Annotated in this window: 12 protein-coding genes and 2 pseudogenes; 8 read left to right on the top strand and 6 right to left on the bottom strand. The window is 62.0% G+C overall.

Annotated features, from left to right (window positions below; genetic code table 11):
* Window positions 1-33 precede the first annotated feature (33 nt).
* The 4 genes and pseudogenes from G6N08_RS04905 to G6N08_RS04890 all read right to left on the bottom strand — a co-directional run bounded on the left by G6N08_RS04905 (window position 34) and on the right by G6N08_RS04890 (window position 5089).
* Window positions 34-1340: pseudogene (locus G6N08_RS04905) on the bottom strand (ISL3 family transposase).
* A 155-nt stretch (window positions 1341-1495) separates the two neighbouring features.
* Window positions 1496-2485, bottom strand: a complete 990-nt coding sequence (locus tag G6N08_RS04900) for a Gfo/Idh/MocA family protein (RefSeq protein ID WP_163754914.1) — start codon at window positions 2483-2485, stop codon at window positions 1496-1498.
* 360 nt (window positions 2486-2845) lie between these two features.
* Window positions 2846-4120, bottom strand: a complete 1275-nt coding sequence (locus tag G6N08_RS04895; protein WP_163754912.1) for a glycosyltransferase — start codon at window positions 4118-4120, stop codon at window positions 2846-2848.
* 174 nt (window positions 4121-4294) lie between these two features.
* Window positions 4295-5089, bottom strand: coding sequence for a class I SAM-dependent methyltransferase (locus tag G6N08_RS04890; protein WP_246216611.1), 795 nt, complete (start codon window positions 5087-5089; stop codon window positions 4295-4297).
* Window positions 5090-5503: 414 nt separating this feature from the next.
* Here G6N08_RS04890 and G6N08_RS04885 point away from each other — a divergent pair, with 414 nt between their 5' ends.
* Window positions 5504-6646 carry a glycosyltransferase gene (locus G6N08_RS04885; RefSeq protein ID WP_163754909.1) on the top strand — a complete coding sequence of 381 codons (1143 nt, stop codon included), beginning with the start codon at window positions 5504-5506 and terminating at the stop codon, window positions 6644-6646.
* A 263-nt stretch (window positions 6647-6909) separates the two neighbouring features.
* Window positions 6910-7758: a class I SAM-dependent methyltransferase gene (locus G6N08_RS04880; RefSeq protein ID WP_163754908.1), complete on the top strand. Its 849-nt coding sequence runs from the start codon at window positions 6910-6912 to the stop codon at window positions 7756-7758.
* A 69-nt stretch (window positions 7759-7827) separates the two neighbouring features.
* Here the strand turns inward: G6N08_RS04880 and G6N08_RS04875 are convergent, their stop codons facing one another.
* Window positions 7828-9105: a glycosyltransferase gene (locus G6N08_RS04875; RefSeq protein WP_163756704.1), complete on the bottom strand. Its 1278-nt coding sequence runs from the start codon at window positions 9103-9105 to the stop codon at window positions 7828-7830.
* Window positions 9106-9608: 503 nt separating this feature from the next.
* Between G6N08_RS04875 and G6N08_RS04870 the strand changes: the two genes are divergently transcribed.
* The 6 genes and pseudogenes from G6N08_RS04870 to G6N08_RS04845 all read left to right on the top strand — a co-directional run bounded on the left by G6N08_RS04870 (window position 9609) and on the right by G6N08_RS04845 (window position 15313).
* On the top strand, window positions 9609-10424 hold the full coding sequence (locus G6N08_RS04870; RefSeq protein WP_163754906.1) for a 2OG-Fe(II) oxygenase: 816 nt from the start codon (window positions 9609-9611) through the stop codon (window positions 10422-10424).
* Window positions 10425-10798: 374 nt separating this feature from the next.
* A complete protein-coding gene (locus tag G6N08_RS20585) occupies window positions 10799-11017 on the top strand; it encodes a hypothetical protein (RefSeq protein ID WP_163753152.1) in 219 nt (72 codons plus the stop codon).
* A 6-nt stretch (window positions 11018-11023) separates the two neighbouring features.
* Window positions 11024-11197, top strand: a complete 174-nt coding sequence (locus tag G6N08_RS04860; protein WP_246216610.1) for a hypothetical protein — start codon at window positions 11024-11026, stop codon at window positions 11195-11197.
* A 109-nt stretch (window positions 11198-11306) separates the two neighbouring features.
* Window positions 11307-12314 (top strand): annotated as a pseudogene (locus tag G6N08_RS04855) (transposase family protein).
* 74 nt (window positions 12315-12388) lie between these two features.
* Entirely contained in the window at window positions 12389-14038 is a 1650-nt protein-coding gene (locus tag G6N08_RS04850) for a GMC oxidoreductase (protein WP_246216609.1), read from the top strand.
* Between the two features lie 489 nt (window positions 14039-14527).
* The gene (locus tag G6N08_RS04845; protein ID WP_163754902.1) at window positions 14528-15313 is read left to right on the top strand and encodes an alpha/beta fold hydrolase; all 786 of its coding nucleotides are present in this window, start codon (window positions 14528-14530) and stop codon (window positions 15311-15313) included.
* Window positions 15314-15400: 87 nt separating this feature from the next.
* On the opposite strand, the gene G6N08_RS04840 is transcribed toward G6N08_RS04845, so the two are convergent.
* Entirely contained in the window at window positions 15401-16213 is an 813-nt protein-coding gene (locus tag G6N08_RS04840) for a TylF/MycF/NovP-related O-methyltransferase (protein WP_163754900.1), read from the bottom strand.
* Window positions 16214-16427: the final 214 nt, after the last annotated feature.

Raw genomic sequence — 16427 nt, 5'->3', positions numbered from 1 at the left:
TTCTGTCCACGAGTCGAGACAATTATGGGCTCTTCATGATTGAGGGTGTAGTTGGGGTCTGAATCCGCCGGTTTCTAGTAGTGATCGGGCGATGTAGTTGGTGAGGTTGCGAAATCCGAGGGCGGAGCCGCGCAGGTGTTCGAGTCGGCCGTTGATGGCTTCGGTTGGGCCGTTGCTGGTTCCAGGCCGGTCGAAGTAGGCCAGGATGTCGCCGGCCCGTTTCTTCAACGTGCGGCCCAGTGTGATGAGCTCGCGCAGGGCTTTGGGGACGCCACGGCTGAGGGTGTCGATCACGGCCTGCATCATCGCGCGGCCCTTGGCCCGGTTGGGTTCGCGGTAGGCAGCGACGGTGCGCTGATAGATCGTCCAGGTGGCTTCAACCTCGACATGGGCGTCGGCGGCGAACAGGGCGTGCAGCCGGATCTTCTGTTTGTCGGTGAGCAGGTCGGCGCCGGTGTGTAGGGTGTGCCGGCAGGCGTAGAGCGGATCGGTTTTGCGGCCACGGTGCCCGCAGGTGTCCAGCTGGACGCGGCGTCGGCACTCATCGAGGGCGTCACCGGCGAGCCGGACCACATGGAAGGGTCCATCACCGCGACCGCTTCGGGCAGTTCGTCGCTGGTGGCGGTCTTGAACCCGGTGAATCCGTCCATCGCAACGACTTGCACGCCGTCACGCCAGGATTTGGGCCGCTCAGCTAGCCAGGTCTTGAAGGCCTGTTTGGAGCGTCCTTCGACCATGTCGAGCAGCCGAGCAGGACCGGTTCCGTCGCGCACCGCGGTCAGATCGATGATCACCGTGACGTGCTTGTCGCCTTTGCGGGTGTGGCGCCACACGTGCTCGTCGACGCCGATGACGCGCACACCGTCGAACCGGCCGGGATCGTCGATGAGCACGCGCCGGCCTTCGGCCAGCACCGCGCTGTTGGCGGTGTTCCACGACACCCCGAGGCCTTCAGCGACTCGTGCCACGCTCAGGTGTTGACACACCAGGGCTTCCAAGGCCCAACGCAGAGCCCGTCGCGACAGCTTGGCCCGCGGCTCGGCCGCAGCACTGCTGTCTTGGCGCCACACATGCGCACAGCCGGCACACCGGTAACGGCGCACGGTGACCAGCAAGGTCGTCGGCCGCCACCCGAACGGCTCATGCGCCAATTCCCGAGTGACGGTGTCGCGGGGGGTGCCCTGTTCCCCGCAGCGGCGACACCACGAGTCGTCATCGACGATCCGGCACGCCAGCACCGCCCGATCAGCCTGCAGGCGTTGGCCGGTCACCTCCAGCCCGAGCTCATCAAGGCGGCAGAACATGGTCAGATCGGGGCAAGCGAAGGTAGCGTCAGGCACGTCGAGGTCTTCTGATAGGCAGTATGGAAACTCCCATCATCAGAAGACCTCGACCCCTATCCCGGCAGCGACGCGCCGACCACCTCTACACCCTCAACTGCGAAGAGCCCAATTATGTCCGGGATACTTTCTGGGACAACGATTTCAGTGACCAGCTACGCCGGCTGGCGCAGCGGCAGACCGGCAGCGCGATAGATCGCATCGATGACGGTCATGTTCTCGACTGCGTCCTGCGGTCCCGTCTTCACCGGTTCACCGTTCAACACGGCGGCAACGAAAGCGTCAAGCTGATAGGCGTAGGTGGGGCGTGATGGGAAACGCTCTACGCGTTTAGCGTTAACTGATCGGACCGAAAACCGCTGGAAAGGTATCAACGGATTGAGCCGCAGTTCGCCGCGGTCGCCCACCACTTTGGCTGTGAACCGCGGGAGATCCGACGACCACATCGAGCAGTGGACCCGGCCCGTGTGCCCGCCTGGAAACCGCAACTCGGCGGTCATGGCCCGGTCCAGATTCGCATGATGCAATTTGGACTGTGCAGAAACAACTTTCGGAGTTGATCCGCCGAACGTGCGGACTATGTCGACCGCATAGCAGCCGACGTCCATCAGTGCGCCGCCGCCGAGGGAATAGTCATAACGGATATCGGAAAACTTTGGCAGCCAAAAGCACACGGTAGCCTCGACGTGCTGCAACGTCCCGAGCTCGCCGGAGGCAAGGATTTCCTCGACGCGCAAAGCAAACGGATGGTAGCGGTAATGGAATGCCTCCATCACAACTCGGTCTGACCTTGCGGCCACTTCGGCGATTTCGCGGGCCTCAGCGGCATTGGCGGTGAAGGGCTTTTCGCACAGCACGTGCTTGCTCGCAGCGAGCGCGGCTCGGGTCCATTTGCCATGCAAGGCGTTCGGCAGCGGATTATAGACGGCATCCAGATCCGGATCGGCGATCAGCGCCTCATAGCAGTCGTGTACCCGGGCGATACCGTGTTTGGCAGCGAAAGCCTGAGCACGTGACACATCGCGTGCCGCCACCGCGGCAACCACGACGTCGCTGTTTTTCTTGGCCGGTTTGATGAGTGCTTTGGGCGCGATGCGCGCCGCCCCCAGGATGCCGATCCGCACCGGGGCGCCGTGTCCAGACACGGACGGATGCTAGCACTTGCTGTAGGCCACCCGAGAAGGGTGACGACGTGCCGACACTACTTTGTCGCGTGCTGATTATCCGCAAACCCCGCGAGAGAGCGTTTGTCGCGCTGACGGGGCATCGTTCCCGCTGCGGGGATTGTTACCGAGGATATTGGCGGTATTGTTGGTATGCCGTTGGGGCGCATACAAGGTTGCCGCGCGCACTCGATCGGCAGCGAAATCAGGTGGGCCAAACCGAAACCTTCGGCCACGAAAATTGTTGCTCCGCGACCATGGCTTATCGGAACGCCATAACCAACGGATATTCCAGCGTCGAGTTTTTAAGCAGACGAGCGCGATTTCATCACCAGGCAACGGTCATCGAACCCGCCGCAGGCGGGCAAGGTTTTCCACCAGATCGGCAGCGGCCGCGACGCTGTCGGCGGGTTTGGTCATGCGGGTGGCGATCTCGCGGGCGCGAGAGAGGTATTCCGGAGCCAGTATGCGGCGCAGGTCCGCAACCAGCGATTCGCGGGTAGTGGTCGAAAAACGCCGGAAGGTACCCAGTTTCAGTCGTTTTATCTGGAATCCCAAGATCGCCTGATCACGTATCGTCCAGAGGATCAGCGTGGGGACTCCGGCGCGCATGCCCGCGGCCGTGGTACCGGTGCTACCGTGATGCACGACTGCGCGGCAGGCGGGAAAGACCGCCGCGTAATTGACCGCACCCACCACCTTGACATGCTCGAGATGCGGGAGTGGACGGAAATCCGTCGAACCGGCGCACACCAGCGCCCGCTGTCCTAACTGCGCGCAGGCCGAGCTGATCATGGCGAGTATGTCAGGGGGGGATTCCACCGGGATGCTGCCGAACCCGAAACAGATCGGCGGTGTGTCCGCGGCGATCCACGACAAGACTTCCTCGTCGCCGTCGGTGGGCAACTCCATGGACAGCGCACCGACAAAGGGGCGATGGCTGCCGTATTTGGCCCATTCGGCGGCCAGCCCAGGGAACCACACCTCCTCGTAGGCCTGGATCTCCAGCGATCCACGTTCGGCGATCCGTCGCGGATAGGGAGCTTTGGTCTTCGGTAAACCCAGTTCACGACGCTGCGCGTCCTCGAGGTTCTTGGTCAGGCGCCAGACCAGCCACTCGGAGGCCGTCATCGCCGTGCGAGTCAACGGCGCCGGCAGGATCGGAACGATCTGGGCGTTGGCCCGTGTCGGCGAATAATGCAGCGTGGCCAACGGAATGTCGTAATGCTCGGCGACATTGGCGGCGGGCTGCTCAAAATTCACGCCGGTGAGCAGCAGGTCGGCTCCTTCGGCCAGTGACGTCAGCGTGGTGCTCGTGTCCCAAAAGCTTTGTAGACCGATCTTGCCAAGTTCGCGCCGTAGGCTCATCAGTTCCCGGATCCTGTAGAGGTTTCGGGAGAAATAGAAATCTCTCCACAGGTTGATGTATGCCTCGGTTACTTCGCGCGTGTCCAACCGGTAGGCGACCGCGCCGAGCCCCGTTGCCTCAACAAAGCCGACCAGGTCACGTGGGACCGCCATGCACACATCGTGGCCGCGGCGCAGCAGTTCACGGCCGACAGCAACGCAGGGTTCGACTTCGCCACGCGTTCCATAACTTGATAGGACGAATTTCATCGCAGACGAACCCTATCCTTTTCAGCTAGTCGTGCGTATAGGCGATATCGGGGGTATCGGTTATTGTGCCTGGTTCTTCGACTGTTCGCTGGGGATTAGCCATTGTTCCCCGGACTGGCGGTGCGAGATCTTTGTCGCGGCGTTCGTCGGTCGCCGGTGCTGGCAGATTCAGTGCTAATTCGTTGCAACGGTGGCCCTCGCGAACTGAAAGGCGGCGAGGTCGGCCGATTCGTGGTCAGTAGATGTTATCTTTTTCTGTAAGATCATTTGATAGGAAGCGCCCAGAATCCTATATTCTCCACTGTGGTATTTCATAAACAGATTGATCGCCCACGCAGGGTTGGCCCGCATACGGGGGTAGCAAGCCCATAAAAGGTCATCGAAAATCAATATTCCGCCCCGCTTTAATAGGCGCCACGCATTGATGCCATCGGTTAGAACATCGTCGGCAAAGTGCGATCCATCCACATAAATAACATCAAATTCCTGCTGTTCATCGAGCAGTTGTGGCAATACCTGCAACGAGGAGCCCTTGCGTTTGGTTAACCGTGCCGCACACGGTGCAAGATTGCGCTCGAAACGCGCTTCACGCTCTCGCGACTCCTTCGTTACCTTGTACTCGTTGTCATCCCTGTCGGCCCAGGGGTCCACAGCAGTCAAGTGCCCGTTCGTGAAGTAGGTGAGGAGAAACAGAGTTGAACGCCCTTCCCAGGATCCGATTTCAAGAATACGCACAGGATCTTCACGATTAAAGATTCTTGAAAAAGTAAGACACCACAGCACAATATTCCAGTCGTCCGAATCGAAGAAATTTATTTTGAACTGGCCTTGCGCCGCGTGCGCCGCGAACCCCGCACGAACCTCAGCGACATGCTTTGCCACGCCGGATAGAACCCCGAGCTTGACCAGACGATAGCGCACATTGTCTGTAAAATAGTGCCACAATACCGACGGGTGTCCGCTGGCCACCCTAAGTAGCAAGACAACAGATCGGACCGTCCAGCGAATTTGGGCCATGATTCGGTTCGAATTGTGCATTCCAATCCATTTCAGCAAGATCGTTGACCAGGGTCGGTGCATCTTAGCAGGGCGGCCGCGATCTCAACTCGACACTGCGGTGTTGCCATCCATTCCTGGGCCCGTTGAGCAAGAAGAAACCCGGCTTCCCGAAGCGTGGGACTCCCGTCCCGGCTGCAGTAACCGTATCGGTTGGCAGCATCTCGTGCGCGCTTGAATTACACCGATGAGGACGGGGACCGGTATTAGTTCGGTACTCCGGTACCAACACGGTCGGCATACACTCTGGCAATGATCGCCGCTGAAACCTGGGGCCGCGTAAGAACCTGGCTTCGTGGGATCGACGCCTCACGTCAACCAAGCCCTGTGTCCCAGGTGGTGATGGTCTCAAACTACGGCAATTTGGGCGGAGGGGCCGCAGCGGTGTTTCGTGACATCGCCCGGGCACTAAGGGAAAAGCGGCCGGACCTGGATTTGATCGCCGTCTACCCATGGAAAGGAAGCCTCGCGGCAGAGTGCGCGCGGTATGGGGTCCGAAACAAGGTTGCCTGGATCCCGTGTTGGGCGTTTCCGGAGCGGTGGCGGACCCCACGCATTGAGGCGCTCATCGCCGCGCTGCCCCGCTGCGCGCTGCTGCTGCTGGGGATCATGCAAGCAGTGATGCTACTCGGTCGACTACGCCCGACGATGGTGCTCAGCAACACGATGATCATTCCGTCGCACGCGATCGCAGCCAAACTGCTTGGCATCCCGCACTACTGGATGGTTCACGAGTTCGGACGAGACGACCATCGGCTGCGATTCCTTTTAGGCTACCGCAGGACCATCCGTCTGATTGGCTGGCTGTCCGAAGCGGTGATCTGCAATTCACAAGCGGTTGAGAAGGCGCTGCTCGCAATAGATCCAGAAATGAGGACTCATGTGGTCTACCCGGTCATCGACGCCCCACCCGGCACACCGCCGGAGCGACACCCGGGAGAGCCCTTGAAAGTTGCGCTCGTCGGTCGTTTTGCTCCCACCAAGGGACAACACCTCGCAGTCAGGGCCATTGCTCTTGCCCGCAATGCCGGTGTTGACATCGACCTGACCCTGGTCGGCGCCGGCAATCACAAACCAATCCGCGCACTGGCGCGACGCCTCGGCGTCGCGGACCTCGTGACCATCCACGGTCCAACGCGTGACGTCGGGCGCTACTGGCGCGCCGCACACGTGGGGCTCATGTGCAGCGACTGCGAGGCGTTCGGCTGCGTCACGGCGGAGGCGATGAGAGCCGGGCTGCCGGTATGCGGGACGAACTCGGGTGGCACCGCGGAGATCATCGAGCCCGGGGTCAACGGACTGTTGAGCCCCGCCGGGGACGCGAAGAGCCTTGCAGCCAACCTGATGGCACTCGAATCAGATGAGGATCTGCGGCGACGGCTTGCCTTTGGTGCGGTGGCAACGGCGCAGCGCTTCCAACGTGACCATCGCTACGGCGACGCACTTGGCGCGATTCTTGGCCTGTGTTGACGCGCACACCCGGATGAGCTGAGCTGTCACAGAGGGACTGTTTTCTCTCACCCCGCGTGGGCGCATGGGTGTTCTACCTCTAGCGCAGCGACGAGGGTGCTATACCGGGTGGGCAGCCGAAGGGTGAGATCGGATGGGCGACGGCACTCGAAGCGACACCCAGCGGTGACCTGGCCGGTACGATCACACACATCCTCGAAGACGTCGGGGCGACATACCGCAAGAATGTCGATCGGGCTGACAACGACGATTACAGGGAAGCCGTGGTAGCTATCCTCACCAGCGCAAGACGTCTGTACTGCCTAGCCTTTATCCAGCGACTTCTGGGAAGACCCGAACGCGCGGCGGAGTTGTGTCATGCGGCTTTGCAAACCGCTGACTATTCGATGGCGCATCTTAGAGCACATCAGATGCTGGCGCGACTAGAGTTTCCCGGCGAGGATTATTTGCGGGTTCTGGCCCGCATTCATCAACACCTGAAACCGGCCACTTATCTGGAGATCGGCATCGATCAGGGCCTCTCGTTCGAAATCGTACGGCCGGAAACGTTGGCGCTGGGAGTCGACCCGAACCCCCGCCTACGGAAGCCTGCCGGACCCCGCCAGCGAGTGTTCACGCTGACCAGCGACGAATTTTTCGAACAGTGCGATGTAATTTCCGAGCTGGGAGGCAAGACCTTAGACCTTGCCTTCATCGACGGCCTGCACCGGATCGAGTTTGCTCTGCGGGATTTCATCAACGTGGAAAAGTGCTGTTCTGCAGACTCCATCATCCTGATCCACGACGTGTACCCAATCGATACGACGAGCGCCGCTCGCGAACGGACTTCGTGGTTTTGGAGCGGCGATGTCTGGCGCTTGATTTTAATTTTGAAAAAGTACCGACCCGATCTGACTGTCAATGTAATCGGTGTACGCCCAACAGGGCTCGCGATCGTGCAAAATCTCGACCCGAATTCCCGTGTCCTTGCTGAGCGCCAGCGCGAGATCATCGATGAGTTTCTGGCGCTGGACATCTCGGCGCTCGATAGGCGGAAAGACGAGATGCTCAACCGTTTTCCGAACGACTGGCCGTCTATCGCTCGGCTCATCGACACGCGCGGACGTTCCTAAACCAAACACCCACTCGATAGATGTCAGAAGTGGCTCGTGCCGACCAGTGCAGCGACTCGCGGCCGTTGATCAGCGCACCCGCCGCACGCGGGCGAAATCTTCCACCAGATCAGCGGCGGCCGCAGCGCTTTTACCGGACGGGGTCATCTGGGCGGCGATCTGACGGGCCCGCGCCAGATAGGACGGGGCCAAGATCTTACGCAGGTCCGCGACCAGCGTTTTCTCGGTGGTCGTCGAAAAACGCCGGGCAGTGCCCACCCGCAGCCGTTTCACCGCGGCACCAAAGAGTGGCTGATCGTAGAACGTCCAGAGGATCAACTGGGGCACGCCGGCGCGCAGACCCGCGGCCAGCGTGCCCGCCCCGCCGTGATGCACCACCGCCCGGCAGGCCGGAAAGATCGCCGCGTAATTGACCGCGCCCACCACCTTGACGTGCTCGAGATGCGGGAGGGCACGGAAATCCGTTCCGCCGGCACACACCAGCGCCCGCTGCCCTAACCGCGCGCAGGCCGAGCTGATCATGGCGAGGGTGTCGGGCGGGGATTCCACCGGAATACTGCCGAACCCGAAACAGATCGGCGGTGTGCCCGCGGCGATCCACGACAACACGTCGTCATCGGCATCGGTGGGCAACTCCAGTGCCAGCGCGCCGACGAAGGGCCGCTGGCCATCCCATTTGGCCCATTCGGTGGCCAGCCCGGGAAAGCACACCTCGTCATAGGCCTGGATTTCCAGTGATCCACGCTCGGCGATGCGTCGCGGCGCCGGGCGGGTGGCCTTCGGCAGACCCAGTTCACGGCGCTGCGCGTCCTCTGCCTCCCTCAGCGCACCGCTCCACGACAGCCACTCGTACACCGTCATCGCCGCCCGGCTCAACGGCGGCGGCAAAAACGGCAGGAGCTGGCCATGGGCCCGTATCGGAAGAAAATGCACTGTCGCCAAAGGTATGTCGTAATACTCCGCGACGTTGGCGGGGAATTGCTCGAAACCAAGACCAGCGATGAGCACGTCGGCACCGTGCACCAGCGACGCCAGCGTCGCGGTCGCTTCCTCGCTCCAGCATCGGTTGACGAACGCCGAAATTTCCTGTCCTAACCTATTTAGCTGCGAGATCTTCCATGGTGTGCGGAAGAAACACGTCCAGTACCTGCGCTGCGCTTCGACCAATGCTTGCGAGTCCAGTCCGTAGGCGACCGCCGCAAGCCCGCCTGCTTGTTCGGCGAAGCCCACCAGGTTAGGCGGGACGGCGATGCACACGTCGTGCCCGCGGCGCAGCAGCTCACGGCCCACAACGACGGAGGGCTCGATATCACCACGCATTCCATAGCATGCCAGCACAACTTTCATCGAGTTCTGGCCTTTCAGCTTGTCGAGCCCGTTGGCAACGTCAGGGGCACCGGTCATTATGCCTAGATCTTCGACTGTCGGCTGGAATTCGTTGGTGTCTGAGGCCGCAGGAGCGATCCGTCGGCTGCTCGGTTATCCTGCCTTCAGTCATCACCCAAACACAGCAGCCAAGCAGTCTCTTAAAGAGAGTGGACTGCTGTTTGCTTCGATCTAGGCATAAGGCCTGTGTCGTGCTGCGTTAGAGTCGGTTATGGGGTATGGAGTCAGACCGACTCCCTCGTTTCTTGCAGAGCGCTAAAGGCCAGGCGTTTTCGGCTCGATATCCGCCAGGCCAGTGGGGTTACCGCAAAGCAGGCCACGGGCATCGTGAACAGTCCCATGCTCGATGTTTCCTGCGGCGGTGGGCACCTTTCCCGACATTTTACGGTCCTGGTGGAGCGAGATGTGCGATCGTTACCACCAGGACAAGCGGTTCTTCTCGCATAGCGACGGGAGATACCACCATGGCAGATACTGTTTTCAAGGTAGAAGAACTCGAGCGCAACGCGTTGAACCTGCGCCGCGAATTCGAGGCGGCCGAGCCGTTCCAGCACCTAGTGGTCGATGACCTTCTAAACCTTGCTCCGGCAGCGGGCAATGCCTTTCCCGACATTTCATGGCCCTGGTGGAACGAGATGCGTGACCGTTACCAGCAGAACAAGCGGTTCTGCTCTGATCTCGACCTCATCCCGGAGCCGTTTAGAGCCTTGATCAGGGAGTTATCCGGACCGCGGTTCCTGAGGGTGCTCGAACAAATCACCGGCATCAAGCAGCTGCTCCCCGACCCCTACCTACTTGGCGGAGGCCTGCACCTGAGTGGTCCCGGTGGCATCCTAAGTCCGCATACCGACTTCCACTACTACCGTGCGCTGAACCTTTACCGACGCATCAACCTACTCGTCTACCTCAACGACGGCTGGACGCTGCAGGACGGGGGTTGTCTTTCGTTATGCGACAAGCAGGGTCGGGCTGTTAAGACGGTGGTGCCGGACTGGGGCAAAGTCGTCATCTTCCGGACCGACGACCGTTCGGTGCACGGATTTCCTGTGCCCGTTGCCCAAGGCAAGTGGCGACGGTCGGTAGCGCTTTACTACTACACGGCTGCTGAAACCGACAGCTTCAGCGGTGACGAGACCACCTACTGGCGGGAACACGGGCAGCAGGCGGGTGTGGTCAGAAAGTCGCGATTCCTGGCCTACCGAGGGCTCCTTAATCTTAGCCGCTTCATCAGCATGTGGGCTCATGCTGTGAACCCCAACGTAGGTAGGGTCGGTAGATAACGGAGATCCGTTGACAGGACGGGAGTAGCGTCGATAAGCAGATGAACTGTGAGTGTCACATCATCTCGCTTTACGGCTGTGAACCGCCTGTCAGTATTTGCAGGACTGGCCCGGTGATGGCTGACAGGATCGGTGTCGCCGTCCTAATCGGGTGTGACTCATGAATCGTCTAGCCCCTTCAAGGATGCTCAGCCTGGGATCTGTCCATCCGGTCATGGGCGGCGACGTCTGCCCAGTCTTGCTTCGGCGGCTTTATCAGAAGTCTGCCCGGCTCGTTGCCTCGAGTCGTGGCCCGTTCCAGGTCTGCCTCGAAGTGCTTTCTTGCCGGGCCGAAGCCGCTACGACGTCGCCGACAGGAAGGAACTCACGCCGCCATGGCGATGGTCGCAGAGGAGTATGTGTGTGTCATCGGAGTCGACACCCATCCCGCCACCGACTGGTTAGCGCTGGTCACCGCCGCGACTGGCGGGGTGTTCGAGGAAGCGGTGTTCCCCAACTCGCGGGCGGGGCTTGATCGAGCATTGGTCTGGATCACTCGCAAGATCGACGGCCCTGGCAGGCACCTGTCCGATCCCGGCACCATCGGGAAATGAAATACCGTGCGCCACCGACTAAACCGCGGCGGACAGCGGCGCCTCAGCCGGGGACTGACCACCGTGGCCATCGTCCGCATGCGCACCCACGCCCCCACCCGCGCCTACGTCGCCCGCCACCGAGCCGAAGGACGCGCCACCAGGGAAATCATGCGATCCCGCAACCGCTACATCACCTGACAGCTCTATCGAACGCTCGGTGCAGCACATCCTGTGCCAGCAACCCCTTGACACGATATAGAAGCAGCCCGGTTTTATGCACACCTTCCTTTCAGGGGAGGATGGCGCCATCACGATCAGGTGCGGCGAGAACACCAAGGCCTGGGGCGGTGCGGTTGGTCCGGGGCACCGCGACGGCCACGACAGCGAATGGGCGGCGACGAGGGGGTCGCGGGTCGGTTGGGGATGAGTGCGAAGACGCTGCGCAAATGGGTGTGCCAGGCGGAGGTCGACACTGGTGAGGTCGCGGGTGTGTCGAGCCAGGAGAAGCAGCACCTGCATGAGCTGCGCCGCAAAAACCGTGAGCTTGAGCTGCTATCGAAATACTAAGAGCTGCAATGAGTTTCTTCGCGCTGGAGTACCACCCGCTACACCGCCGACCTGTGCGTTCATTGACCAGCACAAACAGTACCTATGAGGTCGCACCGATCTGCGGGGCCCTGGGTATCCAGGGCACGCAGATCGCCCCGCGCACCTACTGGGCGCACCGCAACCACGGCTGCGCCGTCGAAACAGGCTCTCTCGGATACCAGATCACCGAGGTCCGGTGCGGTTACTACGAGCCTGACGGGCACGGCAAACGCCCGCCGGAGAGCCTGTAGGGCAGCCTGAAGAGGTGGGCGCACCGCAGCGCAAGGAAATCCCCGTGGCGCGGCGGACGGTCGAACGCATCACGTCGCATAACGGCTGGCGCGGGGTGACCCGTGCTCGCCGTGCACCGCGCACCACCGAGTCCAATCGAGCCGCGACCCGGGCATCGGACCTGGTGGGCGGGCAGTGGCGGGTCGGTGCGCCCAACCTGCTGCTGGTGGCTGACTTCACCTACGTGGCGATGACCCACGGGTTCGGCTACACCGCCTTTGTCGTCGACGCCTACGCCGGGCCGATCAACACCCTGACCGATTTGCAAAACAAGACCTCGGCGTGGGTGGCATCGTACAACCAACACCGCTTCATGCACCGCCTTCATCGGCGTCCGCCAGCCGAAGCCGACTACTACGCTCGACTCCGCGCCGGAATGCACATCGGTCACACAGAACCGGATACACACCGGTCACCCAGAATCAGGTGTGCATGAAACCGGGGAGGCTTCAGTCGTGCTTCGCTGGGGCGGGGCTGGGGTGTGGGGTTGTGGGGTTGAGGAGGGTGATTGTGACGGTGGGCGAGTTGACCGCGCGTGAGGCACAGCGAGCGGTGTGGGATGTGGTTGTGGTGGGGGCGGGGATGGGGGGCGGGATGGCTGGTTATTGGTTGGCGCGGGCGGGTCGGCGGGTGTTGTTTGTGGAGAAGGGGCGGTCGACGTTGCCGGGGGTGGGGGGCACGATTCGGGCGGCGATACCGGAGTTGGTTGAGCCGGGGGCGTGTCGGTCGATGGGGTCGTATTTTGACGCGTTGGCGCGGGCGGGGCGCAGCATCGATGAGGTTGAGGATGTCAGTGGGCGTTTTGTGAAGCGGTTTGTGCCGTTTATTGGTAGTGGGACGGGGGGGTCGTCGGCGTTGTATGGCATGGTGTGTGAGCGGTTTTTCGCCCGGGATTTCACGCCGCGGCAGAATTTTCGTGATCCGGGGGACTCCACGGTGCCCGAGGCGTGGCCTATCAGTTATGAGCAGTTGGCGCCGTGGTATGCCCGGGCGGAGCGGTTGTTGGGGGTGCGGGGGCAGCCGGATCCGTTGCGGCCGGAGGCGGCTGGGCTGAGTTTGCCGGCGCCGCCGCCGTTTTCACCGGATAATCAGGTGTTGGTGGATTATTTGGTGGGTCGGGGGTTGCATCCGTATCACTTGCCGATGGCGTGTGATTACACCGAGGGGTGTGCGACGTGTCAGGCGTTTTTATGTCCGCGGTCGTGCAAACATGACGCTGCCCGTGATGGGGTGTGGCCGGCGGTGGCTGAGCATGGGGCGCGGTTGTTGGCTGAGTGTGCGGTGGTGCGCTTGGAGGCTGATCGTGCCCGGGTGCAGCGGGTGATCTGCCGGTATCGGGATGGTGTGCTGGGGTTGCGGGCCAAGGTGGTGGTGGTGGCGGCGGGGGCGTTGGTCACCCCGGTGTTGTTGCTGAATTCACGGTCGGGGGATTGGCCGCGGGGGTTGGCGAATGGTTCGGATCAGGTAGGCCGCAATTTGATGCGTCATCTGCTCGACTGGATCGAGATCTGGCCGCGGCCCGGCTGCATGATCACAGCCGAAAACAAGGAGATCGGGTTTAACGATTTTTATTTCTGGGAGGGCCAAAAATACGGCACCGTCCAGTCCGCCGGCGCTATGGCCTCACTCGCACCAATGGAGATGCTGACCAATCAGCCCGGTTGGAAGCCAGGGGTGCTGCGGTTGATGAGTCCGGCGGTGCGGGGTGTCTACGATCGCTTTATCAGTGGTGGGCTGGTGCTGGCTGCGATCATGGAGGATCTGCCGTATCTGGATAACAGGGTGCTGCCCAGTGATCGGCCCAGTGTCGATGGTCGCCAGCGGTTGCGGATCCGGTATCGGTTACACCCCAGTGAGATCAAGCGTCGCGCGGTGTTTTTGCGGCAGCTTAAAGAGGTGCTCACACCGTTTCGCAAACTCACCCTGCGGACCGCTAAAAACAACGCGACTCTGGGTCATGTGTGCGGCACGTGCCGTTTTGGCACCGATCCGAAAACCAGTGTGCTCGACTCCCACAACCGGGCCCACGAGGTGGACAACCTCTATGTGGTGGACTCCTCATTTTTCCCGTCCAGCGCCGGGTTGAACCCCAGCCTGACCGTCGCGGCCAACGCCTTACGCGTCGCCGAACACATCAACCACGAGCATTTCACCAGCTGACCGGCTGCTGAAAAATCAAAGCGGCATCGTTTCCCTCATGCGAGCGTATTCATCACGAGCGCATAGGATCGCTGTCATGTTGCATCCGGCACAGACCGCCGTCAGCGCGCCGGGTGGCGGGTCTTGGGCAGCTGCTACCCGAAAGCCCGGCCGGTCATGTTACGGTACCGGGCCATACCTGACTTTCCGGGCACACCGCCTGATCAGCTGCGCACTCAGCGCGATGACGACGTTTCCCGCGATAACTCATTTCACTTGCCCCCCTGTTGAATCCGTACCACTCTGTCAGGCAGGCCATTGGCGGGACGCGGTCCATGGAACCGAAATCCTGACTGGCGCAATCGAAACAACAGCGCATGATCTGTCTGGCTTGGATCCCGGCGCGAAGCTGACTAATCGGCTGTCCTGTCCACAAACGCATCGCTGGACAGCTGACCGGCCCCATCGTCGCGCCACGGGGCGGTGACCCACAGGGAACGGGAGCTGATAGTGGATCTCTTCGTGCGTGAGTCCGGTCCCGTGGGGGCACCGGTCGTGGTGTTCCTGCACGGCGGGGAATACAGTGGCCAGTCCTGGCAGCCTGTGGTGGAGCGCATGCAGCGCTATCACTGTCTGGTTCCCGACCTGCCCCACCACGGCGAGAGTTCGCAGCGGGGCCGATTCGAGATCAGCGGAGCCGCCGCTGCGGTGGCCGAACTCGTGCGCTCCCGGGTGGGCAGCGGCCGCGTGCACGTGGTGGGTCTTTCGCTCGGGGCACAGGTGGGGGCGCAGCTGCTGGCGAGTGCGCCAGAACTCGTCGACCGCGCGGTGCTGTGCGGAACCGTCGTCAACGTGCTGCCGGGCGCGCGGCTCACAGCGTCCCTGCTCGGACTGGTCGCCCGGATCTCACGATCTGTGACCATCCGACGGAATGCCCGTCTTGCAGGACCTCCCCCCGCCACGACCGACGACCACCGCGAGCACATGCGGCTCATGCCGGCCGCACAAGTCGCTTACCTTGTCGAGGCGTCCGCGGGGTTCACCCTCCCTGAGGGACTCGACAAATCGGATTCGCCCACACTGTTTCTCACCGGCGCCAACGAGTTGCGGTTCGTCCACCGCTCGGCGGCAGCACTCGCGCAACGAATGCCCAACGGAGTCGACGGCGTCGCAATCGGCATGGACCACGACTGGCCCCTGCGCCATCCGGACCTGTTTTCCCGCACTGTCGACGGCTGGCTCTCCGGCACAGCCCTGCCTCCCGAGATCACCTTGGCGAACTCGCGTCGTCGCTGATCGTCGACACCCCGCTGCGGCCCACCACCGGGCACGCGCCGATCAGGGTGAATAGGGCCCCGATCAGACCGTGGCCCACCGCCGTCATTACTTGCGCCAGAAGACCCCGGTGCCGTCTATTTCGACGATCGCCGCCGACACACCATATTTGGTGCGGTAGTCGGTGACAGCTTGCCGACACGGCTCCATCGCGTGGTAGTCGTCAATAATGCAGAAACCACCCGCGGACAGACGTGGGTAGAGCTCTTCGAGTGCTTGAATGGTGGATTCATACAGGTCGGCGTCCAGCCTCAACACGGCGATGCGATCGATCGGGGCGTCATGCAGCGTGTCTTTAAACCAGCCGGGAAGAAAGCGGACCCGCTCGTCAAGCAGTCCGTAGCGCTCAAAATTCGCCCTGACTTCGGCTTGCGACACCCCCAGGATGCCCGCGGCAAGGTCTGATCGAATCCCCTTGTCTGCCTTGTACTTTACCGGGTCCGGGCGAGGCAGGCCCGCGAACGAGTCGGCTAGCCACACACACCGCGTCTGATCCCCGTAGGCGGCCAAAACCGCGCGCATCAGGATACAGGCCCCGCCGCGCCACACCCCGCATTCGACCAGATCACCGGGGATGTCATCGGCCAGGACGGTCTCAACGCAGTGTTGCAGACTGGTGAGTCTTTGCATTCCGATCATGGTCTCGGCTTCGGCGGGCCAGTCCAGGCCCAACTCACGCCGGTGCTCGTCGAACGGGCTTCTCCCCACCCGAAGGGAGTTGAGGGTGTTGAAGGCTTTGAGAAGGAGCCGTCGCCGCAACGGCCACCGAGCGGGCATTCGCTCGGGCATACCGTACCTGGTGAGGTTGCGTCGCAGCAGGTCGAGGTAGAGCGATCGGACGTCGTGATCGGTGATGGTCAAAATTGCCCCTATCTCGCATGCCGTTCTTCGGCGCTGAGTCTAGGCTGCAGTCCCCCGCGCGTTCCGGAGTTTGCCAAGATCACCGGTGTATGGGTGGCGGAAAGCCTCCGTCACGCGCGGGAAAGCACTCGCGCGGCGGGCTGCGGAGGCACGCCGAGACGCCCTCGCCGCGGGCAGCGTCACCATGAAAAAGCCCACAGATGACAACCAAGAG

It is taken from the genome of Mycobacterium botniense, assembly GCF_010723305.1.
Classification (GTDB): Bacteria; Actinomycetota; Actinomycetes; order Mycobacteriales; family Mycobacteriaceae; genus Mycobacterium; species Mycobacterium botniense.
Note: the sequence above shows the minus strand (reverse complement) of the source record. Positions and strands in the feature narration are given on the sequence as shown.